This window comes from Streptomyces sp. SD31 (assembly GCF_052068475.1).
Classification (GTDB): Bacteria; Actinomycetota; Actinomycetes; order Streptomycetales; family Streptomycetaceae; genus Streptomyces.
Genome location: NZ_JBQHCX010000005.1, coordinates 141,038 through 166,029, shown reverse-complemented (window position 1 = coordinate 166,029; position 24,992 = coordinate 141,038). Strand labels below are relative to the sequence as shown.

The window sequence follows — 24,992 nt, the reverse complement described above, 5'->3', positions numbered from 1 at the left end:
TGTAGGGACGATGTAGGGCTTCTAAAAGATCGTTTTAGAGACTGGTACTGGGCTTCAGGGTCGCCGTCGGTGCACCGTATGCGGGTGTCCGACGTCCGCCGTACCGATGCGGTACTCCTCCTTGTCGCGCTCGTCTGGGGCTCCAGCTATCTCTCGGCCCAGACGGCCACTGCCGCGCTCCCCGTCCTGCTGGTGCTCTTCGCCCGCTACGCCCTGTCCGCGCTCGCCTGCCTCGGCGTCGTCGCCTCCCGCGGGCGCGAGGCGCGCCGGTGGACGCGTGCCGAACTACGGGCCGGTGTGCCCCTGGGGGTGACCCAGGCCGCGGTGCTGCTCGTGGAGACGTACGGCGTCGCCCACACCAGCGCCGCCAACGCCGGGCTCATCATCAGCCTGACCATCGTCCTCACCCCGCTCCTCGACCGCGGCGGCCGCCGCGGCGCGTTGCCCGTCTCCTTCTTCGCCGCGACCGGCGTGTGCGTCCTGGCCGTCGGGCTGCTGATGTCCGGCAACGGCTTCCACGCGCCCCGTCTCGGCGACCTACTGATGCTCGGCGCCGCACTGGTCCGGGCCGGGCATGTCGCACTGGTCGGCCGCTTCACCACCGGGCGGGCGATCCGCCCACTGCACCTGACGACCGTGCAGACCCTCGTCGGCACGGCCCTGTTCCTGCCGGCCGCCGCCCACGACCTGCCGACGCTCGCTCACGCGGCCCCGGCCACCTGGGCCCAGCTGGTCTATCTCGCCCTGTTCTGCAGTGTGTTCGCCTTCCTCGCGCAGACCTGGGCCGTGCAGCGCACCTCCGCCAGCCGGGCCAGCCTGCTGCTGGGCACGGAGCCGGTCTGGGCCGTCGCGGTGGGCATCGCGCTCGGCGGTGAGCACCTCACCGCGCTCACCGGTCTCGGGGCGGCCCTGATGCTCGCCGGCACGTACTGGGGGCAGGCGGTGGAACGGGCGCACCGCGGCGCACCGGAACCCCGCCACCCCGCACGCCACACCTCGACGCACCCCCTCGACAGGGACCCCGACCCCGCAGACAAGGACTCCGCATGCCCGACCCCACCTACGACAACCGCAGCTACGACGGCGCCCACGACGGCCCCACCCAGCACGACACTTACGACCACCTGATCTCCCTGCTCGACTCCTCCTCCGTCGGCTACCGCCTCCTCGACCACGAGCCCGAGGGCGCCACCGAGGCCGTCTGCGCGCTGCGCGGCCACCCGGCCTCCGAGGCCGCGAAGTGCATCGTGCTGCGGGTCAAGGTGGACCGGCGCACCACACGTCATGTCCTCGCGGTCGTCCCCGGAGACCGACGGGTCGACCTGGACGCCGTCAAGGCGCTGTTCGCCGCGCGCTACGTCGGGTTCAGCGAGCCGGAGACGGCCGAGCGGCTGGCCCGCGCCGTTCCCGGCACCGTCCTGCCGTTCAGCTTCGATCCCGACCTCGAACTGGTCGCCGACCCGGACGTGGTGGCCCAGCCGAGGCTGTATTTCAACGCGGCCCGGCTCGATCGCTCCCTGCTCATCTCGGGAGCGGACTACGCACGGCTGGCCAAGCCCCGCATCGAGCGCATCGCAGCGCCGGCGACACAGGCGGTCGCCTCGCCACAGCTCTGACGGAGGGCGCTGCGCCAGGCATCAGGACAGCACGCGGCGTCCTGTTCTCAGACCGTCTCCCCCGCCGGCTCCCTCAGCGGCCACGTCCCGTCGACCACCGCGGTCGCGTCGCCCTTGCGGCGCAGGAACTTCTGGAAGTCCGCCGCCCACTCGGCGTACCACTCGATCTGGCGGCGGTGCAGCTCCGCCGGCCCGAGGGCCGCGATCTTGGGGTGGCGGGTGGCTATCGCGCAGGCCAGCCGGGCCGCGGCGAGGGCGTCGGCGGAGGCGTCGTGCGCGGCGTCGAGGGAGATGCCGTACTCCCGGCAGACCGCTTCCAGGTTGCGCTTGCCCCGGCGGTAGCGGTCGGCCCAGCGGTCGATCGTGTATGGGTCGATGACCGGTGCGGGATCCGGGCCGCCCAGCCGGTCGCGCAGGGACGGCAGTCCGTACCGCCGCAGTTCGGCGGAGAGCAGGCTCAGATCGAAGGCCGCGTTGTAGGCGACGACCGGTACGCCTGTCTTCCAGTAGGTCACCAGGACGTCGGCGATGGCATCCGCCACCTGGTCGGCCGGGCTGCCCTCGGCGGCCGCACGCTCATTGCTGATGCCGTGGACCGCGACCGCGTCCGCCGGGATCTCCACGCCCGGATCCGCCAGCCACTCCCTGTGCCCCAGGGCCTGTCCGTCCCTGACCTCGATCACGGCCCCCGTGACGATGCGCGCCTCACGCGGATCGGTCCCGGTCGTCTCCAGGTCGAAGCCGATCAGCAGCTCCCGGTGCCAGCCCATGGGCGGTCCCCCTTCTTGGTGGTGCTTTCCCCCAGTGGTCTCCACCCTCCCATGCGCCACTGACAATCAGAGGACCGCATTCCGCTTATGCGGTGTGAGACGGCGCTTCCGCGGTGAGACGGCGCTTCCGCAGTGCGACAGTTCAGGACACCGGGCGCGAATCCGCCCACATGAGCTCGAACTCCTCGCGATACGTCGGAAAAAGCCCACCTGGGTCGATCTCGTCCGACTTGACCACCCTGCTGCCGTTGCGCAGTACCAGGGCCGGCGCTTCCAGCCCCCGTGTGCGCCGCAGATAGGACTGCACCACCGCGATGCCGTCGGTGCCGTCACCGTCCACGAGGTACGCCGTGAAGCGGGGCGTCTCGTCGAAGACCTGGATCTCGAAGGCGCCCGGGTCCCGCAGCCGGGACCGCACCCGGCGCATGTGCAGGATGTTCATCTCGACCGCCCGGCTCAACTCGCCCCGCTTGATGCCGAGTTCGCGCTCGCGCCGCTTCACCGCGCTGGAGGCCGGGTTCAGGAACAGCAGCCGCACCCGACAGCCGGACTCGGCCAGGCGCACCAGGCGCCGCCCGGAGAAGTTCTGGACGAGCAGGTTGAGGCCGATGCCGATGGCGTCGAGCCGGCGCGCGCCGCCGAAGATGTCCTCGGCCGGGAACTGGCGCAGCAGCCGTACCCGGTCGGGGTGCACGGCGACCACGTCGGCGTACCGGTCGCCGACCAGGTCCTCGACCGCGTCGACGGGCAGCCGGCGCGCGGAGGGTACGTCGCCGCCCGCGCCGAGGATCTCGAGCAGACGTGCCGAGGCCCGCTCGGCCTGGTTCAGGACCGCCTCGGACAGGGCGCGGTTGCGCGAGACGACGTTCCGGGTCACTTCCAGTTCGTCCAGGGCGAGTTCGACGTCCCGGCGGTCGTCGACGTACGGCTCGAAGCACGGCCAGTGCTGCACCATCAGCTCGCGCAGCTGCGGCAGCGTGAGGAAGCTGAGGACGTTGTCGTCGGCCGGGTCGAGCAAGTAGCCCTTGCGGCGGCTGACTTCGCGTACCGCGACCGCACGCTGAACCCACTCCTGGCCGGCCGGCCCGGCCGCCGCGACCACCCAGTCGTCCTGGCCGTGGACGGGTTCGTAGATGGGGCGCAGAACAGCGGCCACGACCGCGCGCAACCGCTGTTCTACGAGGTTCAGCCAGATGTAGGCCCGGCCGGCGCGCTGGGCGCGTGTCCGCACCTCGCGCCAGGCGTCGGTGTCCCAGTCCAGCTCCGGGCCGATGGAGTTGGTCTCCATCGGCCTGGCCAGGGACACCGTGCCGGGCGGGACGTCTGTGGAGTTCCCCTCGTGACCCTCGTCACCAGGGGGCAACTCCAGCCCTCCCGAGCCCACCCGCGCACCGCCTTCCGCTCCCCCGAGCACTCCCCGTCCCAACGATCAAGGAAGGGTACTCCGGGAGCGGTCGGCGGTGCAGCCGGATGGGCAGGGTCATTCTCAACGAGGGAATCCCCAGTTGCCGTTCTGCCAGGCGACGTCGGCGGGAGTGAGCGGATTCATAGCCGTGACGTCCCTCGGGACGACGGAGAATCCCTGCCAGTGGACCGGCATGGGCTGCTGGTCCTCGTCCCGCACGATGTGGTGGAAGCCCACGTTGGCCCAGACGACCGGGCGCGTGAGGTTCTGGCCGTTGACCCACTTGTCGACGGACTTGGGGTGGCTGCCCGCGCACGCCGGGTTGTGGCTGGCGAACTTCTCGCAGCTGTTGTACTGCGTGAAGTAGAAGTCGTGCTTGGTGAAGCTGCGCCCCGGGAACTTCGTGCTGATGCCGGGGACGATCTCGTAGGACCGGGCGTGTCCGTCCTTGTTCTTGCCGGTCGCGCTGACCACACGCCACCAGCGGTAGTTCTTGGCGTCGCCCGTCAGCTCCTTGGTGACCTTGGTGGCGGTGGTCTTGGTCTTCGGGCGGCCCTGCCCGGTGGTGACGGCCGAGTCGTACTGCTCGACGCGGTTCTTGGTGGAGCCGTCGAGCGCGAAGTCCAGCCGCCAGAAGACGTTGTGGCTGTGGCTGGTGGCCTTCGCCCGGGCACCCTTGCCGATCGGCCAGCCACGGCCGTCGCCGGCGTCGTAGTCGTCGTAGGAGAGGCTGCCGGTCGCGCCGACGTTCATGTTGATGGCGCCGTCGTCCTGGAAGCGCCACTCGGTGATGTACTCGTACCAGCCGACCTGGTTGACCGTGTAGACGAGCAGGTCCTTGCCCTGGGCCTGGTAGGTCTTGTTCCCGTCGTTCATACGGTAGGCGTGGCCCCGGGAGCGGGTGGTGGTGCACAGGCCCTTGACGTTGGGGTCCTCGGTCCAGGCGTCGGGGACCTTGACCGTCTTGATGGTGCCGCCGGGGCACTCGCCCGGCGACAGTGCCATCAGGCCCTGGGCGAAGGGCTGCCCCGTCAGGTCGTCGAACTCGTTCTTCCCGTCGTCGTACGGGACGTGGATCTGTCCGAGCCGGGCGCTGTTGAGGACCTTGATCGGCTTGGTCTCCCCCTTGGGCTGGTAGGAGATGTGGTCCAGGACGAGTCCGGCCTTGCCGTCGTAGCGCCAGCACATCCGCCAGGTCGTGCCGCCGGAGAGCTTCTGCTCGATGCGGTAGGCGGCGCTGCAGTCGGCGGCCGCCGCGGGGGCGGCTTTCGGCTGGGCGGTGGCCGGTCCGGCGGCGGTCGTCACGCCGGCGGCCAGAGTGGCCACGGTCAGGCCCACGGCCGCCGCCCGCCTGCGGGCACGGCTCATTCTGTTCACGCGCATGAAGAAATGACTCCCTTACAGGAGGTGCAAGTACTGGGTGCGAGTTGGAAAAGTGAACGGAGAGCCGCTCAGTCGAGCTTGGCGACCTTGCGGGCGCTCAGGTCGATCACGAGAGCCCGGGTGTCGATCCACGGGCCGTTCTTGACCTTCACGAACAGCCGCACGCAGCGGTGCTCACCGCACTTGTCGAGCGCGGCGGACTGGGCGCCCGGATCGGCCCGGTAGATGCCGGCGCTGAGCTGGAGCTGGTCCGGGGAGGTGAGCTCCTTGCCGATGGCGTCCTTGTAGTCGGCCTTCAGGTCCGCGCCCAGCGGGTCGGCGATCAGGAGCCTGGCCGCCTCGATGCCCTCGGCGGGACTCGGGGGCGGCTGGACGCCCTGCGCGGTGTAGGACTTCTCGACCTTCCCCGTGTCCAGATTGACGGTCTTCGTCACGAGGGAGTCGTTCTTGTAGTCGTAGAACGTCACCTCGGCCCGGCGCGGCACGTTCGAGGAGTCCAGTTCGTCGGCCTCCGGGTCGGCGAGGCCGACACTCAGCCGCTGCGCGCCTCGGTCACCTTCGACGTTCTCGCCGGCGTTGCGCAGCTGCCGGTCGGCCGCGATGCTCGCGACCCGGTCGATCTCGTCGTCGGTCAGCGGATCGCTGCCCTTGCCCGTCTCCCCCTCGCTCGGCGCCTCCTCGACGACGCCCGGCGCCACCGCGCCGGGGCCCTGTCCCTGGCCCGCCTGCTGGGCCGACTGGGCGCTGCTGTCGGTCCCTCCCGCCGTGTCGGCCCCCGCCGTCCCCGGCAGGGTGATTCCGACCATCACGGCGGTTCCCGCCACCGCGATGGCCGCACCGGCCACCACCTTGCCCAGATGGCGGTGCACTATCTTGCGCACATCTTCCCCCTACTCCCCCTACGTCCTCGGGAGTACGTGATTGCCCCACTGGTTCGGCATACCGCGTATGCACTGGTCGACCGGTAAGAGGGACGTAAGTCATGGGTGGTTCCATCACTTTCGGGGAGACTCGAAGTCAAGGCGCCCCCGACGGCGGGCCCGAGCTGAAAGAGTCGTGTCCATGCAGGTCTGGCCTGGAGAGGCATATCCACTCGGTGCCACCTACGACGGCGCCGGCACCAACTTCGCGGTCTTCACGGAGGCCGCGGACCGAGTAGAGCTGTGTCTGCTGCACGACGACGGCTCGGAGACGGCGGTGGAACTGCGGGAGAGCGACGCGTTCGTGCGGCACGCGTACGTGCCGGGCGTCATGCCGGGTCAGCGGTACGGGTTCCGGGTGCACGGCCCGTACGCCCCCGAGCGCGGCCTGCGCTGCAACTCCGCGAAGCTGCTGCTCGACCCGTACGCCAAGGCGATCAGCGGCGCGATCCGCTGGGGCGAGGAGGTGTACGGCTACCACTTCGATAAACCCGACAAACGCAACGACCTGGACTCGGCGCCGCACACGATGTCGTCGGTCGTGGTCAACCCGTACTTCGACTGGGGCGACGACCGGCGGCCGCGCACCGAGTACCACCACACGGTGATCTACGAGGCTCATGTGAAGGGCCTCACGATGCGCCACCCGGGCCTGCCCGAGGAACTGCGCGGCACCTACGCCGCCCTCGCGCACCCGGCGATCATCGAGCACCTCACCGAGCTGGGTGTGACGGCGCTGGAGCTGATGCCGGTCCACCAGTTCGTGAACGACCACCGTCTGGTCGACATGGGCCTGAACAACTACTGGGGCTACAACACGATCGGCTTCTTCGCCCCGCACAACGCGTACGCCTCATGGGGCGACCGCGGCCAGCAGGTCCTGGAGTTCAAGTCGGCGGTGCGGGCGCTGCACGAGGCCGGCATCGAGGTCATCCTCGACGTGGTCTACAACCACACCGCCGAGGGCAACCACCTGGGGCCCACGCTGTCCTTCCGGGGCCTGGACAACCCGCAGTACTACCGCCTGACGGACGACCCGCGCTACTACATGGACACCACGGGCACCGGGAACTCCCTGCTCATGCGGTCCCCGCACGTCCTGCAGCTGATCATGGACTCGCTGCGCTACTGGGTCACCGAGATGCACGTCGACGGCTTCCGCTTCGACCTCGCGGCCACCCTGGCGCGACAGTTCCACGAGGTGGACCGGCTGTCGTCGTTCTTCGACCTGGTACAGCAGGACCCGGTGGTCTCCCAGGTGAAGCTGATCGCCGAGCCGTGGGACGTCGGCGAGGGCGGCTACCAGGTGGGCAACTTCCCGCCCCTGTGGACCGAGTGGAACGGCAAGTACCGCGACACCGTACGGGACCTGTGGCGCGGTGAGCCGCGGACGCTGGCGGAGTTCGCGTCCCGGCTGACGGGCTCCTCGGACCTGTACCAGGACGACGGGCGGCGCCCGCTGGCCTCCATCAACTTCGTGACCTGCCACGACGGGTTCACGCTGCACGACCTCGTCTCGTACAACGACAAGCACAACCACGCCAACGGCGAGGACAACCGGGACGGCGAGAGCCACAACCGGTCCTGGAACTGCGGCGCGGAGGGCGAGACCGACGACCCGGCCGTCCTGGAGCTGCGCGCCCGCCAGATGCGCAACTTCATCGCCACGCTGATGCTGTCCCAGGGCGTGCCGATGCTCAGCCACGGGGATGAGTTCGCGCGTACGCAGCGCGGGAACAACAACGCCTACTGCCAGGACAGTGAGCTGGCGTGGATCGAGTGGCCGCAGGAGGGCGGCGAGCACGATGAGGACGGCTCGGTCGGCGAGGGCGCGCACGGGCTGCCCCGTGAGCTGCTCGCCTTCACGCGCGCGATGGTGTGGCTACGGCGGGACCATCCGGTCTTCCGCAGGCGACGCTTCTTCCACGGTCGGTCCGTGGAGGGCACGCACGACGACCTGTCGGACATCGCCTGGTTCACACCGCAGGGCAAGGAGATGACCCAGCGGGACTGGGACCGGGCGCAGGCGTCGGCGCTGACGGTGTTCCTCAACGGCAACGCGATCTCGGAGCCGGGGGCGCGCGGGGAGCGCATCACCGACGACTCGTTCCTGCTGATGTTCAACGCCTCCCCCAAGACCCTCGACTTCGTCGTGCCGGTCAACCACGGCCGCCAGTGGCAGGTGGTCGTCGACACCGCCCGCACGGACGGGGTGCCGCCGGGGACGGGAGCGAAGGTGCAGGCCGGGGACCGGTTGACGCTGGTGGACCGGAGCCTGACGGTGTTGCAGCGGCCGGTCTAGGACGGTGCGTCGGCGCGTCGGCGCGTCCGGTGTACGACGCCGGACGCGCCGTCCGCGCGGGGGCGGATTCACGTCGGGACGGTACCGGTTCGTCGTTCCGGCAGTGGCCCACGTGGGGGCGCCGATGACACGAACGGCGTCCTGGCGGGTACGTAGCTTTCCATGACACCTGAGCGACCCGACCCGATGGTGCCCACCGCCACCTACCGGCTGCAGCTGCAGCCCGCGTTTCCCTTCGGGGCCGCGGCGGCGGCCGTGCCGTATGTGGCCTCGCTCGGCGTCTCGCACCTGCACCTGTCCCCCGTCCTGGAGGCGGTCCCGGGGTCGGGGCACGGCTACGACGTCGTGGACCACGCGCGCGTGCGCGAGGAACTGGGTGGCGAGGAGGGGCTGCGCGCGCTGGCGCGTACCGCGCGCGAGCACGGCCTGGGCCTGGTGGTGGACATCGTGCCGAACCACATGGCCATGGCCCCGCGGCACAACCGCGCGCTGTGGGAGGTGCTGCGCGAGGGCCCCAAGTCGCCGTACGCGCGGTGGTTCGACATCGACTGGGAGGCGCAGGGCGGCCAGGTGCTGCTGCCGGTGCTGGGGCACCCGCTGGGCGAGGAGCTCGGCAGCATGGAGGTGGACGGCGACGTCCTGCGCTACTACGACCAGGCGTTCCCGCTGCGCGAGGGCACCGAGGAACTGCCGCTGCCGCAGCTCCTGGACGCGCAGTGGTACCGGCCGGTGTGGTGGCGGCTGGCCCGTACGGAGCTCAACTACCGGCGGTTCTTCAGCATCTCGGAGCTGATCGGGGTGCGGGTCGAGGACCCGGAGGTCTTCGAGGCCACCCATGCCAAGATCCTCCAGCTCCTGCACGAGGGCGTGATCGACGGGCTGCGCATCGACCATCCCGACGGCCTCGCCGATCCCGACGGCTATCTTCAGCGCCTGCACGAGGCGACCGGCGGGCGCTGGACCGTGGTGGAGAAGATCCTGTCGGACGGGGAGCATCTGCCGGCCTCCTGGCCCGTCGCGGGCACCACCGGCTACGACGCCCTGCGGCACATCGACGGCCTGTTCACCGACCCGGCGGGGTTCGGGGAACTCCTCGGCCAGTACCGGCGGTTCGCGGCCCCGCAGACGGACCGGGGCGGCGACTGGGAGGCGACGGTGCGGCGGGCGGCGTACAAGGTGCTCACGCACGAGCTGGCCACCGAGGTCGACCGGCTGACGCGGGTGGCGCACCGCGTGTGCGCCACGTCCCCGGAGCCCGCCCTGCGCGACCGCGCGCCCTGGGCGCTGCGCACCGCGCTGCAGGAGCTCCTCGTCCGGCTGGAGGTCTACCGGCCGTACGTCTCCGGTGACGCGGCCCGTGTCGTCACCGAGGAGGCCGCTGCCGAGGCCCGGCTCGCCTTCGTCGTGCCCGAGGAGGCCGGCGCGGTCGACGTCGTGCGCGACCTGGTGCTCGGGCGGGCCGGTGACGGGCCGGAGCACCTGGAGTTCCGGACGCGGTTCGCGCAGACGGCGTCGGCGTTGCGGGCCAAGTCCGTGGAGGACACGGCGTTCTACCGTTATGTGCCGCTGCTGTCGGCGACCGAGGTGGGCGGCAATCCGGGGAGTCCTGCCGTCTCGCCCGACGAGTTCCACGCGTACTGCGCGCGCGTGCAGCGCGACTGGCCCCTCACCGGGACGGTCGCCTCGACGCACGACACCAAGCGCAGTGCCGACGTACGGGCCGCGCTGGCCGTGCTCACCGAGTGCCCGGAGCGCTGGGCGGACGTGCTGGCCGAGGTGACGCGCGACGGCGAGGGCGTACCGGACGCGCAACTGGCGTGGGCGGCGTGGCAGACGGTGTTCGGGCTGGGCGACGCGGCCGTCGACCGCGTGCAGGGGGCCCTGTTGAAGCATGTGCGCGAGGCGGGGCTGTTCACGAGCTGGACGGAGCAGGAGCCGCCGTACGAGGAGGCGGTGGCGGAGTTCGTCGCGGCGGGGCCGTGCGGGGCGCCGTACGCGCGCGTGGCCGCCTTCCGGGACGGTTTGGAGCCGCACATCCGGGCGAACATGCTGGGCGTGGCCCTGGCCCAGCTGACGATGCCGGGCGTCCCCGATGTCTACCAGGGAACCGAGGGCGAGTACCGGGCCCTGGTCGACCCCGACAACCGGCGGGCCGTACGGTTCCCGCACGAGGATCCGGGCGAGAAGGGTGCGTTGACGGCGTCGGTGCTACGGCTGCGCAGGCGGCGCCCCGATGTGTTCGGTGACTCGGCGTCGTACACGCCCTTGACCGTCGTGGGACCGTCGGCCGCGCACTGTGTGGCCTTCGTGCGCTCCCGTGAGGTGGTCACCGCCGTGACGCGGCTGTCGCTGCGGCTGGCGCGGTCGGGTGGCTGGCGCGACACGGTGCTGGCGCTGCCGCCGGGGCGATGGGCCGACGCGCTGGCTCCGGAGCGGGAGTTCAGCGGGCACGCGCGCGTGGCGGAGCTGTTCGAGCGGCTGCCCGTGGCGTTGCTGGAGCGGGTCGGCGTGGAGGAGGCGGGGTGAGCGGGCTGAGCGGACGTACTGCCGTACGACGTGCCCAGGGAGCACACTCTCGGGCGCGTACGGCTGTCCCGCGCGCCGTGGTGTCCTGCCGGCGACCGGCTCGGGCCCGCGCACGCTCCCGGGGCTCGGGCACGCCGACCGGCGCGTGGTGACGAGCGACGACGCCCTCTTCGCGCCCGGGCTCTCGACGGCCGCCCTGGCATTCGCACATGGCGCGAACGGGTGGAAACGGGGCTCGCGATCTCCGGCAGGACGGGCCTCGTACTCCCAAGGACGGGCCTCGTGCTTCCGCTGACGCCGACCGCACCTACGTGTCGGCGGCAAATGCTCCTGGGCGCCCCCAGGAGCCTCCCCCGTGAACTCCTTGACACGTAAACCAGACCATGGGGTACTGCGGATTGCGAAGCAGGGCGGACGTGACGGGGGTGAGTCTCCTGCCGGAGCTGCGCTACCCAACTCTGACCGAACTGGTCCTGTCCGCCCGAGCGTTGGCCGCCCACCGGCCCGACCTGTGCGTACTCAGACAGGTGGGGGCCTCCCGGGCGGGCAGACCCCTCCATCTGCTGTCCATAGGTCACGCGCGACGCGCCGTACTGGTGGTGGCGGGCGCGCACTCCAACGAACCGACCGGCAGCTCCACCCTGCTGGCGGTCGCCGAACGGGTCCTGCACGAGCGGGAGTTGCGGGCCGACACCTCCTGGCACTTCCTGCTGTGCGCGGATCCCGACGGGGCGAGCCTGCACATCACGCCGGCGCCCCGCAGCCTGTTCGACTACCACCTCGGCTTCTACCGGCCCGCGGCCCCGGAGCAGCCGGAGTGGGCGCCGGCCGCGCTGCCTCCCGACCGGCTGCCGCCCGAGACACGCGCGCTGACCCGGGTCATCGACGAGCTGCGCCCCTACCTTCAGGTGACCCTGCACGGCACCGACCTGGGCGGCAGCTGGGTGCAGCTGACGAAGGACGTCCCCGGTCTCGCCGAGCCGTTCGCGAAGTCCGCGGCCCAGCTGCACATCCCGGTGGAGACCGGCGCCTCGGACGCGGCGGGCTGGCCCGCGGCCGGACCCGGGGTGCACGTGATGCCGGCGCCGGGCGCGGGCGCGGCGTATCCGAGCATGCCGGACGACGCGCGCAGCAGCACCTGGTATCACGTGCACCGGTACGGCGGCCTGACCGCGGTCGTCGAGGTGCCGATGTGGGCGAGCGACCTGGTGGACGATCCGGCGCCGCATCCGGACCCGGCCGGGGCGATGCGGCGGCTGGCCGCCCGACTGCGGCGGGACGCGCTGGAGGTGGAGCGGGTGCTCGCCGAGGCGCTCCCCCGCCTCGACGGCGTCGACGGGCCCCTGTTGCGGGCCGCGAAGTGGTCGCTGGAGCTGGTGCCGGGGCTGGCCGCCGACTGGATGCACACGCCGCCCGCCGACGACACCATGGCCTACGTCGGAAGCGTGGACGCCTTCGGCCGGCGGCTGCCACTGCGGGCGGCGGCCATGCTGCTGCGGGTCCTGCGGGAGACCGGCGACCGTGCGGCACCGCCGCTCGAACGGCTCGTGGCGACCTGGAGCGACGCCTTCGCCGAACGCTTCCGCGCCCGCTGGGTGCCGCTGGAGCACCAGGTCGAGCACCAGTCCCGGACGGTCGTCGCGGCCGCGCTGCACGCACGCGACCGGGCGGTGTGAGCCACGCCGACGGCACGCGCGCGTGCAGTGCCGTGCGGTACGGCGTCAGTCGTCCAGGGCGAACACCGCGCCCGTCCGGGCGGACATCCCGCATCCGTTCGAGAACGTCTCCCGGTACTCGACCGGGCGTCCGTTCCACTCCCCGCGCGCCTGGGCGGTCACCGGCGCGTAGATCATCGGGCAGAACGCGTCCTTGCTCTGGAGTCGGCCGATGTCGCCGCCCACCCTGTTGAGCTGCTCGCAGGCCTCGGCCGCCTTGCCGTGGCCCCGCGGCGGATCGCACAGCAGCAGCCTGCCGGGCACCTCACCGTGGGGGGCGTCGCCACGGGTGACCGTGACGAAGAGCCAGTTGACGGGGTCGGAAGCCTGGGCCGTGGCCTGGGGCGCGGCGGCGCCGAGGGCGAGGGTGGCGGCTGCCGTGAGCAGAGTGCCTCGTACGGCTGTGATGCATCGCGTCATTCCTGATGCATCGGCACGGCGGCTCCGGCATTCCACCCCGACTCACCCGAACGAGAGCACGCGGGCGCGTGCCGCGTGGCGAGTTCGAACGCGGCGAGCACCACCCGCGCCTGGTACTCCACCTGGCGCGCGACCGGTATCCAGCGCGCTCCGCAGCCGTCGCGGTAGTCGTCGCACCACTCGTCGAGGAGCCGGTCCAGTTCCGGCAGCACCCGGGCCGGGTCGCGGCCGGCGCCGGTCACGAGCTGGTGCAGCAGCCCGGCCGTCCGCAGGGCGAGGCGCCGCCCGGCGATGCGCAGGGCGGCCAGGTGGGCGGTGCTGAGCGACGGAAGGGGCCGTGCGCCGCCAGGGTCCTCGACGTCGGGGTCCCAGGTGTCGGCGAGCCCGGGGCAGACCAGTAAATAGTCGTCGACCGGGGCGAGCAGCCGGGCCGTCTCCGGTCCGGCGGGAAGGTGGGGCCGCAGGCGCTCCAGCAGCCGCTGCAGGAGGCGAGCGTCGTGGCGCAAGGTGTGACTCACCCTGCGCAGGACCGTTTCCTCATCTGCGGGCGGAGTACCGTCCTCCACCGCGGCGACACCCCACATGGGGGCCTCGACGACCGCCGTGACGGTGCCGTGCCGATGCGGATGGAACCAGGTCGACTCGACGGCCGCCTCGGTGATGGCGGCGGCCAGATCGCCCCGGCGGGGCCTGGGGATCCGGTAGACGGCGGGTCCCAGTGCCGGCCAGTACAGGGTGTCGTAGGGGCCGAGCTCGCGCGGGATGCCGAGGCGGGCGGCGGTGTGCGCGACGCGCTGGGCGAGGCCGGGCAGGTCGTGGGTCAGCTCGACGAAGCCGCCGCCGACGTCGACGCCGTGCAGGGAGCACTGGAGGAAGGGCCGCAGTTCGTCCTGGAGATCGAGCAGGGTGCGGGTCTCGGGCAGCGTGGCGGCGTCCGCGCCATCCGGCAGCCATTCGGGCTGCTCCAGGAAGCCGGGCCGGAAAAAGTGCCGGAAGTAGCCGCCGAGGGCGTACGGGCCCTGCAGCCAGCCCTCGTTGCGGCGCAGGCCGTCGGGGTCCAGGCACAACAGCAGGTTCCACGTGGCGTCGGCGCCCTCGTGCAGACGGGGGTCGGCCATCACCCGTTCGGCCAGCCGCAGCACGGTGGCGCCGCCCACCGGTTCGTTGGCGTGCGGGCCGGCCACCACGAGGGCCTGGCGGCTGCCGTGGCCGACGGACAGCAGCCACAGGGGTGTGCCCGCGCGGGACGTCCCCACGCGGCGCAGCCGTGCGTCACGGGGGCGGCGGGCGACGAGCGCGGCCGCCCGGGCGCCCAGCTCGTCGACGGTCGGGTAGCGGAGGAGTGGCGGCAGGGCACACCTCCACAATGCGGTGCCGTCGATTCACCTGGTGTGCATGGTGTACGCACAGTCAGTCACGAGTTGACGAGTACGTCAACACCACAGAGGGCAAAGCGACTTGAGTCAAGCGTCACGTAAAGCCAAGGCCGGAGCCGAGGTTCGGGTCAGTGCGCGGCGAGCCGGAACGACATCCGACCGAAACCCACCTGGTCGCCCTCACGGACCACGACGGCCCCGATGACGCGCCGGCCGTTCACCGTCGTGCCGTTGGTGGAGCCGAGGTCGCGCAGGACCCACAGGCCGGCCTGGTGGCTCAGTTCGGCGTGCACCCGGGACACCGTCTCGTGGGTCAGCCGCAGCCCGTTGGCGGGGTCACGGCCGATGCGCAGCGGATGACCGGCCGCGGGGTGGGGCAGCAGCAGCTTGGGCAGCCGCTCGGCCTGCCAGGCCCTGCGCAGCCGTACGGTGAAGCCGGAGATCGCCTCGACCGAGCCGAACACCAGGCGCGAGATGCGGCTCTCGACGGGCAGGTCGGCGGTGAGCACGGCGAGCTCGTCCGCGCGGCGGGCGGCGAGGGCCAGTTCCATGCGCCGCACGAACGTGTCGTGCGACAGCCGGCCCATGGCGACGCCGTCACGGAGCACCTTCAGCGCCTTGTCGCGCTCCGCGTCGGAGAGCCGCGCGGGGTAGGTATTGAACTCGAAGGACGACGTCACGGTGCTGATTGTCGGTCAGTGAACCCCGGGTGTCCAGAAAACGGGGAAACGGCCACCCCGCGCGCGTGATCGGCGAGAACGGTACGACACCTGCCGCAAAAGGGAAGATTCAAAAGCGGATTGATCTCGTTTGAAGCACCATGGACGGGCTACATCACGGTGAGCAGACGAAGGGGAACCGTCCGTGCAGTTCGAGGTGTGGGCACCGCAGGCCGACCGTGTGACGCTCCAGTGCGAGGGCGCCACGCGCGCGTTGGAGCGCGATCCCGATCGCCCGGGATGGTGGTGGGGGGAGGCCGAGGCGCGGGACGGCACGCGGTACGGCTTCGCGCTCGACGACGGCCCCGTGCTGCCCGATCCGCGCTCGCGTCGGCAGCCGGACGGCCCGGACGGGCTGAGCGCGGTCGTCGACCACGGGCGGTACGAGTGGCGTACCGAGTGGGCGGGGCGGCCCCTGCCCGGTGCGGTCCTGTACGAGCTGCATGTGGGCACGTACACGCGCGAGGGCACGCTGGACGCGGCCGCCGAGCGGCTCGGGCACCTCGCGGAACTGGGCGTCACCCACGTCGAGTTGATGCCTCTGTGTCCCTTCCCCGGGCGACACGGCTGGGGATACGAGGGCGTCTCTCTCTGGGCCGTGCACGAGCCGTACGGCGGGCCGGAGGCGCTGAAACGCTTCGTCGACCGGGCGCATGAGCTGGGCCTGGGCGTGGTCCTCGACGTCGTGCACAACCACTTCGGCCCGTCCGGCAACTACCTGCCCGCCTTCGGCCCCTACCTCACGGACACGCATCACACGCCCTGGGGTTCCGCCGTCAACCTGGACGCGCCCGGCTCGGACGAGGTGCGTGCGTATCTCGTGGAGAGCTCGCTGGCCTGGCTGCGGGACTACCGGATCGACGGGCTGCGCCTGGACGCGGTGCACGCGCTGGTGGACACGCGCGCGTGCCACTTCCTGGAGGAGCTGTCGACAGCCGTCGACGCCCTCTCCGCCGACCTCGGTCGGCCGCTGTGCCTGATCGCCGAATCCGACCTCAACGATCCTCGGCTCATCACCTCGCGCGAGGAGGGCGGTCTCGGTCTGCACGCCCAGTGGAACGACGACTTCCACCACACCCTGCACGCCGCGCTGACCGGCGAGTCCCAGGGCTACTACGCCGACTTCGCCCGCGCCCCCATGGCGGCCCTCGCCAAGACCCTCACCGGCGGCTACTTCCACGACGGGACGTACTCGAGCTTCCGGGGCCGCAGTCACGGGCGCCCCCTGGACCGCGCGCGCGTGGCCGCGCACCGCCTCCTCGGCTACAGCCAGACCCACGACCAGGTCGGCAACCGCGCCCAGGGCGACCGGCTCGCGGCATCCCTCTCCCCCGGCCTGCTGGCCTGCGCGGCCACGCTGACGCTGACCGCGCCGTTCACGCCGATGCTGTTCATGGGCGAGGAGTGGGCCGCGGGCACGCCCTGGCAGTTCTTCACCGACCACACCGATCCGGAGCTGGCCGAAGCGGTACGGAGCGGGCGGCGGCGAGAGTTCGCGGCGCATGGCTGGGCCGAGGAGGACGTGCCCGACCCGCAGGACCCGGCGACCCGGGACCGCTCCTGCCTCGACTGGTCCGAGCTCGACGACGAGTCCCACGCGCGCGTGCTGGCCTGGTACCGGCGTCTCATCGCCCTGCGCCACGAGCAGCCCGACCTCACGGATCCCGACCTCGCCGACACCAAGGTGGCCTACGACGAGCGGGAGCGCTGGCTCGCCTTCCGGCGCGGCGACGTACGCGTGGTCGTCAACCTCGCCAAGGAACCGGCGGCGATCCCCCTGGGGCCCCGCCAGGCAGCCGTACTGGCCGCGTGGGAGCCCGTGCAGGCGCCGGGCGCGGACGGGGTGCTGCATGTGCCCGGGGAGTCGGGCGTGGTGCTGTTGCAGGGGTGAGAGGAGCAGGGGTGGGGTGTGAGCGTCCGCGCATGCGCCTCTGGCCGGAGGAGATGCCCGCCCCTACAGCTCCTCGTCCCCCTCCTCCCCCTCGTCCTCCCGGAACTCCGTCACGCGCTCCAGCAGGATCGCCTCCCACGCCTGCCGGAGCTGCGCCCTCAGCAGCGGGAGGGGCGTCTCGCCCTTGCCGTCGAGGCGGTCCGCGAGCCGGACGAGCGCGTCGCAGCGGGCGAGCCAGAGGCCGCGCAGGCACGGGCGGGCGCCGTAGCCGGCCAGGGTGGCGGCGCGGACGGCGGCCGGGGAGCCGACAGCGAGGGCGAGGCCGGCGATGTCCTCCGCGGGGTCGCCGAGGACGGTGTCGGCCCAGCCGAGGATGCCGCGCACCCGGCCGTCGGCGCTGAGGACGAGGTGGTCGCCGGTGAGGGCGTGGTGGACGAGGACCGCGGTACCGGACTGGGCCGCGAGCTGGACGGCGGCCGGCTGGGTGAGCTGGCGCAGTCGGGCGGCGTCGAACTCGTCGGCGTCGGCGAGGCGCGCGGTGGCCCGTTCGGCGGCGCGGCGCAGGGCCTCCAGGGAGCGCGGCGCGGCGCGCGGCACGCCGAGCGTCTCGGCCTGCCGCGCCGGGACCTCGCGCAGCCCCGTGAGCAGCCCGGCCAGGTCGGCCTCCCCGAGGGCGGAGACATCGTGCCGGCCACCCGCCCCGCCGGGGACCTTGGTGTCCAGGGTGTAGGTCAGCCCCGGCGCCCACTCCCCGTGCGCGACGCTCGTCGGCACCGCGACCGGGACGTGCGGGCGGACGAGGTCACGCAGACGCAGTTCGCGGCGCTGGCGGGCGGCGGCCTCCCGGTCGGGGGCGAGGCGCAGCACATGCCGGGTGCCGACCCACCAGGTGGCGGGCGCGGCGCCCTCGGCGGCGGGCCGGACCTCGGGGCCGGCCGAGTCGTCCGCGCCGTCCTTGAGCAGGGAACGGACCAGTCGGCGGACGGTGTCCGCGGTGGGTGTCGGTGCCTGGGTCATGGTCGCGCCGTTGTCGCTCGAGGGTCTACGGGGGCTCCTTGGGCCGGGTCCGGTCACCGGATCAGTCCACTATGACCATCTCGCGGGTCGTGTCGTTGAGCCGCCGTCCGCCGTCCTCGGTGACCGTCACGATGTCCTCGATGCGCACCCCGAAGCGGCCGGGCAGATAGACGCCGGGCTCCACGGAGAAGCACATGCCGGGCACCAGGGGCTGCTCCTCGCCCTCGATCATGTACGGCGGCTCGTGCGTGGTGACGCCGATGCCGTGCCCGGTGCGGTGGATGAAGTACTCGCCGTAGCCGGCGTCCGCGATGACCGCGCGGGCGGCCCGGTCGACCTCCTGGCAGGCAACGCCTGGCCGTACGGCGCGGTAGCCCGCCTCCTGGGCCTCGCGCACCAGGTCGTGCACCCGGCGCTCCTCGTCGGTGGGTTCGCCGACGTGGACGGTGCGGGAGGTGTCGGAGCCGTAGCCGTCCTTCAGGCCGCCGAAGTCGAGGACGACCATGTCGCCGCGTTCGATCACGCGGTCGCCCACCTCGTGGTGCGGGTTGGCGCCGTTCGGGCCGGAGGCGACGATGGTGAAGTCGACCTGGGAGTGTCCGAAGCGGCGCAGCAGATGGGCGAGGTCGGCGGCGACCTCGGACTCGCGGCGGCCGCCGAAGGGAACCTTCCGGATCTCCTCGAACGTTGCGTCCGCGGCCGCACCCGCGGCCGCCAACAGCTCCAGCTCGGCCGTGTCCTTGACGGCCCGCAGCATCGGCAGGGCGTCGGTGAGGGAGGCGTAGGAGGTGCCGGGCAGCGCCTTCTGCAGGGCCAGCAGATGCAACGCCCAGGCGTTGTCGCTGATGCCGAACCGGCCGCTCGCGTCGAGAAGGGCCGCGGTGGCGGCGTAGGGGTCCTTGCCGTCGGTCCAGTCGCGCAGGGCCAGGCCGGGCACGCCGGCCGCCTTCGCGGCGTCCGGGGCCTCCAGGGCGGGGACCACGAGGACGGGGTCCTGGCCCGGGACGAGGACCAGCAGGGTGAGCCGCTCGGTCTCCGCGGTGGGCGCGTAGCCGGTGAGCCACACCAGGTCCGGGCCGGGGGCCACCAGGAGGCCGGCCAGTCCGGCGTCCGCGGCCGCCCGCGCGGCCCGTTCCCTGCGGGCCCGGTAGTCGTCGGCGGTGAAGGGCGCGGGTGCGGTGCCGGTCATCCGGGCCTCCCTGGGCGCGTGAAAGGACTACGGTCAGCATCCTGCCCGGACGCAGGGGGCGGCGCGAGCCGGTCGGCGGGGGTTTCCCGCGGCTGGTCGGCCATGGCGTCAGCTGTCCAGTGCCATGCGGACACCCAGGAGCAGCAGCACGCCTCCGGAGACCTGCTCCAGGCGACGGCGCACACCCGCGCGGGACAGCACGGTCTTCATCCGGCCGACGAACCACACGTACAGGCCGTAGTAGCCGACTTCGTAGACCGCCCAGAGTGCGGCGAGCCCCACCATGGCCGGCAGGTGCGGGGCGCCCTCCGGCACGAACTGCGGGAGGAAGGACATCGCGAAGACGGCCGCCTTGGGGTTGGCGAGGTTGAGCAGCAGTCCGCCGCGGTAGGAGGCCCAGCCGCTCTTCGGCGTGCCCTCCCAGGCGTCCTCGGGTGCCCCCTTGGCGCGGCGCGCCTGCCGCAGCGCCTGGACGCCGAAGCCGACGAGCACGACCGCGCCGACGATCCGCATCACGTCGTAGGCCATCTCGGAGGCCGTCAGCAGCGCGGTCAGGCCGAATGCGGCGACCACACCCCAGATGAAGACGCCGGTCTCGTTGCCGAGCACGGTCAGGAATCCGGAGCGCCTGCTGTGCAGCGACTGCTTGATGATCAGGACGGTGCTGGGGCCGGGCGAGGCGGCGACGAGGGTGCACGCCCCCAGGAAGGCGACGAGGGTGGTCGGCATGGTGTCATCGTGGCCCTGTCGGAGGAAGGTGACCAGTGGTTTTCGCTACTCCCCGAGGGATGCGAGGTGGTCAGGTCACGACGCCCGGGACCGCCGTCAGCTGTTGGAAGCCGCCGCTGCGGTGACGCACTGTCAGGGTGACCTGCCTGCCCGGGCGGGCTTCGGCGACGGCTCGCGCGAGGTCGGCGGCGGAGTCGACGCGGGTCTCGTCGAACGCGAGGATCACGTCGCCCCGGATCAGGCCGGCCGCGTATCCCGGTCCGGGCACGTGGACGCCGACGACCAGGGCGCCCACCTTCTGGGCGTCCACCGCCTCCACCCCGAGGGTCGCGAGGGCGGCGGGGGCCTGCGGCGAGGGCGGCGCCGACGACGGCGGGGCCGAGACACCCGGGTCCGCCGAGAGGGACGGGACTCCGGGGGCGCCCTGCCCTGCCTGCCGCTGCAGCTCGGCGAGCTTGCTCATGCCGATCACCGTGGCCCCCACCGTGCCGAGTCCGACCCCGGACAGGACCAGGACCGTCCCGACGAGCAGGGCGACCAGGAGGGGCGTGAGCCGTCGGCCGCATCGGCCGGGCCCGGCGTGCGGGCGCCGTGCGCCGGGGCCGGACTTGGCACCGTCGCCGGGCCCCTGACCTGGCATGGGCTTGGGTCGCAACGCAGTCTGTTCCATCGGATCGCCTCCGGCTGGTGACTACCCTGCGCACCGGCGCACAACGAGACACGATCGAGTGAGACTGACCAGTGGTCAGGAGCGGGAAGCCATCCGCGTCAGGGCGTGAGCACGACGTCAGGAAGGCCACCGACCCGTCTGCCCGCCCGTTTGCCGACGCGCTCACCGCCCGGTTGCCGACGCGTTCACGGACCCGTTTCAGGACCGTTCGAGCACGGCCTCCCCGACGGCTGCGGCCGCCGCCGCTCCCCTGGGCGCACCCACCCCGCGCACACCAGTTCGGTCCGGCGCAGGGCGCAGCGGAAACCGTGGCCGCCGTTCGCACCGCGGGGTGCGCGAGCGGCAAGGGCCCGCGTCGGGGGCGTCGAGCCGGCGGGCGTCGGCCGGGTCGCCGAGACGCAGGCCCGTGCGCCGGGCGAGCGGGTGGGTGTCGGGCACTCCCCGCGTGACTGGCAGCGGGTGAACTTCGGGCGCTTCATCGCCGAGGAGCACTACCGGCTCACCCGCGCCCTGGCCGACGCGGAGCTCCCGGAGGAGGCCCGTGCGCTTCTCGCGGCCGCCGAGGCGATGGTCGGCGCCCCCTCGGAGAACGCCGCGAACGGTGTACCAGAGCTCGCCGAGGAGACCGCCGCGCGGGTCGGGGAGGTCAGCTGAGGACGGGTACGGCCGGCGGGCGGTCCGGCAGGAAGCCGTGGGCGCGGCGGGCCAGGTACTCGGCCTTGTAGCGGTCGACCTCGCGGTGCCAGTTCAGGATGCCCGCCAGCCAGTTCTGCAGGTCGACCACATAGTTCCCCATGGCCTCCCGCGCCTCGTCCGAGAGCCCGAAGTCCTCGTAGACAATGGGAAGTTCGTGCGTGGCCACATGCTCGAACTGCTGCATGCGCTGGGTCATCAGATCGTGGACGACGGCGAGCGCGGTCGGGTAGTCGATGCCGAAGAAGTTCTGGACGACGAGGATCGCGTTGTGGATCTCGCCCTCGTACTCGATCTCCTTCTGGTAGGAGAAGACGTCGTTGAGGAGGCACGCGTAGTCGACGGCGGCGTTCTCCAGCGAGCGGACGGGGCCGCTGCGGTACACCTCCGGCGGGACGGCGGGGCCGTTGCCCATCCGGCAGAGGCCGAGGGTGAGGTCGGCGCCGAAGGTGGCGCGGCGCATCTCCAGGTAGTCGACCGGGTCGGGGATGCGGTTCTGGAGCTGGTTGGACAGCTCCCACACCCAGCTCTCGGTCATGACGTTCACCGCGTCCTTGAGGACACGCCGTGCCTCGGGGGGCATGTCCGCCGTGGTGCGCGCCCACAGGTCGATCAGTCCGCGCTCCATGCCGTTGAGCGGGACGGTGGCCTCCTCGCCGTCGAGGGGCATGCAGGCCGACAGGCGTTGTGTGGTCAGCCGGGCGGCGGCCAGGTCACGGCGGTGGCCGAAGACGAGGGGGTAGTAGTCGTCCCCGTAGGTGCCCCAGGCGAGCCACTGGGCGCTGAGGTTCAGGGCCTCGGGGGTGGCGTCCGGGTCGAGGCCCGCCGAGCACAGCGGGAGGTCGTAGGCGGCGAGCTTGTCCTCGTCCCAGACGCCCTCCTGGAGCATGCCCATGCGGTGCATCCACTCGGTGAGGCGAGGTCGGGTGGCGCTCAGATGCGGGCTGAGCGCCACCTGGAAGGGCATGTAGAAGTCGGGCAGTCGGGACGGGCCGACCTTCTGGAAGGGCACGTGCGTGTAGGCACGCAGGCGTTCGGCGCCGGCCGCCGCGAGCAGCGCGCCGATGTCGGCGGCGGAGGTGCCGGGGCCGGTCGGGCCCTTCCAGGGCGCGGTGGATTCGGCGCGCTCGTTCATGTACCGGCTGGAGCGCATGTGCCATTCGTGGCCGCCGGACTGCCAGTCCTGCAGCCCCTGGGTGTACGCCGCGACCGCGGCGACCTCCGCAGGAGTGAGGCCCTTCTCCAGTGCCAGGGCGGGGACTTCGGTGAGGGCGGTGTGCTCGAACTGGTGGAGCCTGGAGGTGAGGACGTCGTTGACGGTGTCGGCGGCCTCCTGGGTGGTGCAGCCGAAGAAGGTCTCCAGCACCAGGACACCGTTGCTGAGTTCGCCCTCGTCCTCGACCTCGCGCTGGTAGGAGAACAGGTCGTTGCGCAGGTGCACGGCGTCCGAGAAGGTCTCCATCAGGACCCTCAGCGGCCTCGACTCGGCGACGGACGCGGGAACTTCGGCCGTCGCGTACTCCACGAGGCCCGAGGACCAGGGGGCGCCGCCCACCTTGCGGCGCATCTCGATGTACTCGACGGGGTTGGCGACGCGCCCCTCGTTGATGTTGGACAGCTCCCACAGGGACTCGTTGAGAAGGTGCTCGGTCGCGACGGCGAAACGGCGGCGCCAGCCGGCCGACATCGAGGGCACCGTGCGCTTCCACAGGTCGGCGAGGCCCGCCTCGACCGGGTTCTGCGGCTCGGGCATCGGGGTCGACAGGTCCATCGGCATGAACAGCGGCAGCCGGTCCAGGTAGGCCTTGCCGCCGGCGCGGTCCTGGGTGCGCTTGAAGATCTCCAGGAAGTGGTCGTCGAAGAAGAAGACCCACACGTACCAGTCGGTGATGAGGGAGAGGGCGGGGCCGTCGCACTCGGGGTGGGTGTAGGCGCAGAGCAGGCCGTAGTCGTGCGCTTCCAGGTCGGACTGCTCCCAGACCCCGGATCCCTCCAGCATGCCCATCTCGCGCGCCCACGCGGTCGAATGGGCGCGCGCCTCGTCGAGGTGCGGGTTCAGCCGCGCGGGATACGGCATGTAGAAGTGCGGGAGTTCGAAGGGCTGCTGCGTCATGGCCGGGCCCTACCCCGGGGCCCCAACGGGCATCCACCGCAGGGGACATGATCACACCATCGCGTGAATCACGGGTGAATCCGGGAGCTCTCGCCGGGCCTTGTGGCGTTCACCTCTACGCGCGCAGAATTTTCGAGCCTCATGTGTCCCCCCTGAGTCCCTGTGTCCCTCCCCCTCCCTCTTCGGAGCCTCGATGAACCACACCGGATCTCTCTCCCGCCGCACGGCGCTCGCCTCCCTCGCCGGGGCGGCACTGGCCACGACCGCGGCGTTCCCGGCATCGGCGGCCGAGCGGCACGGCCGCCGGTCCGTACGGTTCGCCACCTTCAACGCCTCCCTGAACCGCTCGGCCCAGGGCGCGCTGGTCACCGACCTGTCCAAGCCGGACAACATCCAGGCGCGCAACGCCGCCGAGACCATCCAGCGGGTCGACCCGGACATCCTGCTGATCAACGAGTTCGACTACGACGACCAGGGCCGGGCGGTCCGCCTGTTCCTGCGCAACTACCTGTCCGTCGGCCAGGGCGGAGCGAAGCCGGTCCGCTTCCCGTACCACTTCACCGGCCCGGTGAACACGGGCGTCGCCACGGGCGTGGACCTCGACGGGAAGAACGGCGCGGTCACGACGCCCGGTTCGGACGCGTACGGGCAGGACGCGTACGGCTACGGCTGGTTCCCCGGGCAGTACGGCATGGTCGTGCTGTCGAAGTACCCGATCGACACGCGCGCGGTGCGGACCTTCCAGCGCTTCCTGTGGAAGGACATGCCGGGCCACCTCATGCCTCCGGGCTACTACAGCGACGAGGCCCGCGCGATCCTGCGGCTGTCGTCGAAGAGCCACTGGGACGTGCCGGTGTGCATCGGCCGCTCCACCGTGCACTTCCTGGTCTCGCACCCGACCCCGCCCACCTTCGACGGCACCGAAGACCGCAACGGCCGCCGCAACCACGACGAGATCCGGCTGTGGGCCGACTACATCGGCGGGCGCGGGCGCAGCGCCTACCTGTACGACGACAAGGGCGTGCGCGGCGGGTTGCGGCCCGGGGCGCGGTTCGTGATCGCGGGCGACAACAACGCCGATCCGTACGACGGCGACAGCTACGACCACGCCATACGGCAGCTGCTCGACCACCCGGCGGTGAACCTCCCGGCCACTCCCCCGGCCAGCGCGGGCGCCGTAGAGGCCGCCGAGCTCCAGGGCGGCGCCAACGCCTCGCACACCGGCGACGCGGCGTACGACACCGCGGACTTCGGCGACACCGCTCCCGGGAATCTGCGCGTCGACTACGTCCTGCCGTCCAGGGGCCTGATACCGGGAGCGAACGGCGTGTTCTGGCCGACGTCCGACGACCCGCTGTACCGGCTGGTGGGGAACGGGACGACCGTGCCGACGTCCGATCACCGGCTGGTGTGGCAGGACGTGCGCCTGGGCTGAGCGGCGGGGCGACGGCGAGGGGCGGGGCGGTTTCTCGCCCTCGCCGCCCCTACCCGTCCCGTCCTGAAGGCGCTCCGTCCCTTCCACCCCGCCAAGAGATGCG

20 protein-coding genes are annotated in these 24,992 nt (G+C 72.0%); 8 read left to right on the top strand and 12 right to left on the bottom strand.

Annotation, left to right across the window (positions count from 1 at the left end):
• Positions 1–84 precede the first annotated feature (84 nt).
• Both ACTMVF_RS12795 and ACTMVF_RS12790 read left to right on the top strand, forming a co-directional pair.
• On the top strand, positions 85–1,128 hold the full coding sequence (locus ACTMVF_RS12795) for a DMT family transporter (protein WP_441271098.1): 1,044 nt from the start codon (positions 85–87) through the stop codon (positions 1,126–1,128).
• Positions 1,047–1,616 carry a YbaK/EbsC family protein gene (locus ACTMVF_RS12790; RefSeq protein ID WP_441271097.1) on the top strand — a complete coding sequence of 190 codons (570 nt, stop codon included), beginning with the start codon at positions 1,047–1,049 and terminating at the stop codon, positions 1,614–1,616. The genes ACTMVF_RS12795 and ACTMVF_RS12790 overlap by 82 nt, the downstream gene beginning before the upstream one ends.
• Before the next feature lie 47 nt (positions 1,617–1,663).
• Here the strand turns inward: ACTMVF_RS12790 and ACTMVF_RS12785 are convergent, their stop codons facing one another.
• The 4 genes from ACTMVF_RS12785 to ACTMVF_RS12770 all read right to left on the bottom strand — a co-directional run bounded on the left by ACTMVF_RS12785 (position 1,664) and on the right by ACTMVF_RS12770 (position 6,055).
• Positions 1,664–2,386 (bottom strand): 3'-5' exonuclease, encoded by a 723-nt coding sequence (locus ACTMVF_RS12785; RefSeq protein ID WP_441271096.1) that lies wholly within the window; start codon positions 2,384–2,386, stop codon positions 1,664–1,666.
• A 142-nt stretch (positions 2,387–2,528) separates the two neighbouring features.
• A complete protein-coding gene (locus ACTMVF_RS12780) occupies positions 2,529–3,800 on the bottom strand; it encodes an SAV2148 family HEPN domain-containing protein (protein ID WP_441271351.1) in 1,272 nt (423 codons plus the stop codon).
• A gap of 72 nt (positions 3,801–3,872) precedes the next feature.
• Positions 3,873–5,174 (bottom strand): copper amine oxidase, encoded by a 1,302-nt coding sequence (locus tag ACTMVF_RS12775; protein ID WP_441271095.1) that lies wholly within the window; start codon positions 5,172–5,174, stop codon positions 3,873–3,875.
• A 68-nt stretch (positions 5,175–5,242) separates the two neighbouring features.
• Entirely contained in the window at positions 5,243–6,055 is an 813-nt protein-coding gene (locus ACTMVF_RS12770; protein ID WP_441271094.1) for a Tat pathway signal sequence domain protein, read from the bottom strand.
• Positions 6,056–6,236: 181 nt separating this feature from the next.
• Here ACTMVF_RS12770 and glgX point away from each other — a divergent pair, with 181 nt between their 5' ends.
• From glgX to ACTMVF_RS12755, 3 genes are all read left to right on the top strand, one after another.
• Entirely contained in the window at positions 6,237–8,396 is a 2,160-nt protein-coding gene (gene glgX / locus ACTMVF_RS12765) for a glycogen debranching protein GlgX (protein WP_441271093.1), read from the top strand.
• A gap of 162 nt (positions 8,397–8,558) precedes the next feature.
• Positions 8,559–10,922, top strand: coding sequence for a malto-oligosyltrehalose synthase (treY, locus tag ACTMVF_RS12760; protein WP_441271092.1), 2,364 nt, complete (start codon positions 8,559–8,561; stop codon positions 10,920–10,922).
• Positions 10,923–11,347: 425 nt separating this feature from the next.
• Positions 11,348–12,598 carry a M14 family zinc carboxypeptidase gene (locus ACTMVF_RS12755; RefSeq protein ID WP_441271350.1) on the top strand — a complete coding sequence of 417 codons (1,251 nt, stop codon included), beginning with the start codon at positions 11,348–11,350 and terminating at the stop codon, positions 12,596–12,598.
• 45 nt (positions 12,599–12,643) lie between these two features.
• On the opposite strand, the gene ACTMVF_RS12750 is transcribed toward ACTMVF_RS12755, so the two are convergent.
• The 3 genes from ACTMVF_RS12750 to ACTMVF_RS12740 form a co-directional block, all read right to left on the bottom strand.
• A complete protein-coding gene (locus ACTMVF_RS12750; RefSeq protein WP_441271091.1) occupies positions 12,644–13,057 on the bottom strand; it encodes an SSI family serine proteinase inhibitor in 414 nt (137 codons plus the stop codon).
• Positions 13,054–14,424, bottom strand: coding sequence for a M14 family zinc carboxypeptidase (locus ACTMVF_RS12745; protein ID WP_441271090.1), 1,371 nt, complete (start codon positions 14,422–14,424; stop codon positions 13,054–13,056). Before ACTMVF_RS12745 ends, ACTMVF_RS12750 begins: the two co-directional genes overlap by 4 nt.
• A 137-nt stretch (positions 14,425–14,561) precedes the next feature.
• Positions 14,562–15,113 (bottom strand): FHA domain-containing protein, encoded by a 552-nt coding sequence (locus tag ACTMVF_RS12740; protein WP_441271089.1) that lies wholly within the window; start codon positions 15,111–15,113, stop codon positions 14,562–14,564.
• Positions 15,114–15,297: 184 nt separating this feature from the next.
• On the opposite strand from ACTMVF_RS12740, the gene treZ reads away from it, so the two are divergent.
• Positions 15,298–17,043: a malto-oligosyltrehalose trehalohydrolase gene (treZ, locus tag ACTMVF_RS12735; RefSeq protein WP_441271088.1), complete on the top strand. Its 1,746-nt coding sequence runs from the start codon at positions 15,298–15,300 to the stop codon at positions 17,041–17,043.
• 63 nt (positions 17,044–17,106) lie between these two features.
• Here treZ and ACTMVF_RS12730 read toward each other — a convergent pair whose 3' ends face one another.
• The 4 genes from ACTMVF_RS12730 to ACTMVF_RS12715 form a co-directional block, all read right to left on the bottom strand.
• Positions 17,107–18,060 (bottom strand): aminoglycoside phosphotransferase family protein, encoded by a 954-nt coding sequence (locus ACTMVF_RS12730; RefSeq protein ID WP_441271087.1) that lies wholly within the window; start codon positions 18,058–18,060, stop codon positions 17,107–17,109.
• A 61-nt stretch (positions 18,061–18,121) separates the two neighbouring features.
• Positions 18,122–19,249 carry an aminopeptidase P family protein gene (locus ACTMVF_RS12725; protein ID WP_441271086.1) on the bottom strand — a complete coding sequence of 376 codons (1,128 nt, stop codon included), beginning with the start codon at positions 19,247–19,249 and terminating at the stop codon, positions 18,122–18,124.
• Positions 19,250–19,357: 108 nt separating this feature from the next.
• Positions 19,358–19,978, bottom strand: coding sequence for a LysE family translocator (locus ACTMVF_RS12720; RefSeq protein WP_441271085.1), 621 nt, complete (start codon positions 19,976–19,978; stop codon positions 19,358–19,360).
• Positions 19,979–20,048: 70 nt separating this feature from the next.
• Positions 20,049–20,648 carry a PDZ domain-containing protein gene (locus ACTMVF_RS12715; RefSeq protein WP_441271084.1) on the bottom strand — a complete coding sequence of 200 codons (600 nt, stop codon included), beginning with the start codon at positions 20,646–20,648 and terminating at the stop codon, positions 20,049–20,051.
• Between the two features lie 423 nt (positions 20,649–21,071).
• On the opposite strand from ACTMVF_RS12715, the gene ACTMVF_RS12710 reads away from it, so the two are divergent.
• Positions 21,072–21,302: a hypothetical protein gene (locus ACTMVF_RS12710; RefSeq protein WP_441271083.1), complete on the top strand. Its 231-nt coding sequence runs from the start codon at positions 21,072–21,074 to the stop codon at positions 21,300–21,302.
• Here ACTMVF_RS12710 and cyc2 read toward each other — a convergent pair.
• Complete coding sequence (cyc2, locus tag ACTMVF_RS12705; protein ID WP_441271082.1) at positions 21,295–23,454, bottom strand: germacradienol/geosmin synthase Cyc2; 2,160 nt, start codon at positions 23,452–23,454, stop codon at positions 21,295–21,297. The genes ACTMVF_RS12710 and cyc2 overlap by 8 nt on opposite strands.
• Positions 23,455–23,647: 193 nt before the next feature.
• On the opposite strand from cyc2, the gene ACTMVF_RS12700 reads away from it, so the two are divergent.
• On the top strand, positions 23,648–24,889 hold the full coding sequence (locus ACTMVF_RS12700; RefSeq protein ID WP_441271081.1) for an endonuclease/exonuclease/phosphatase family protein: 1,242 nt from the start codon (positions 23,648–23,650) through the stop codon (positions 24,887–24,889).
• The last annotated feature ends 103 nt before the right edge of the window (positions 24,890–24,992 follow it).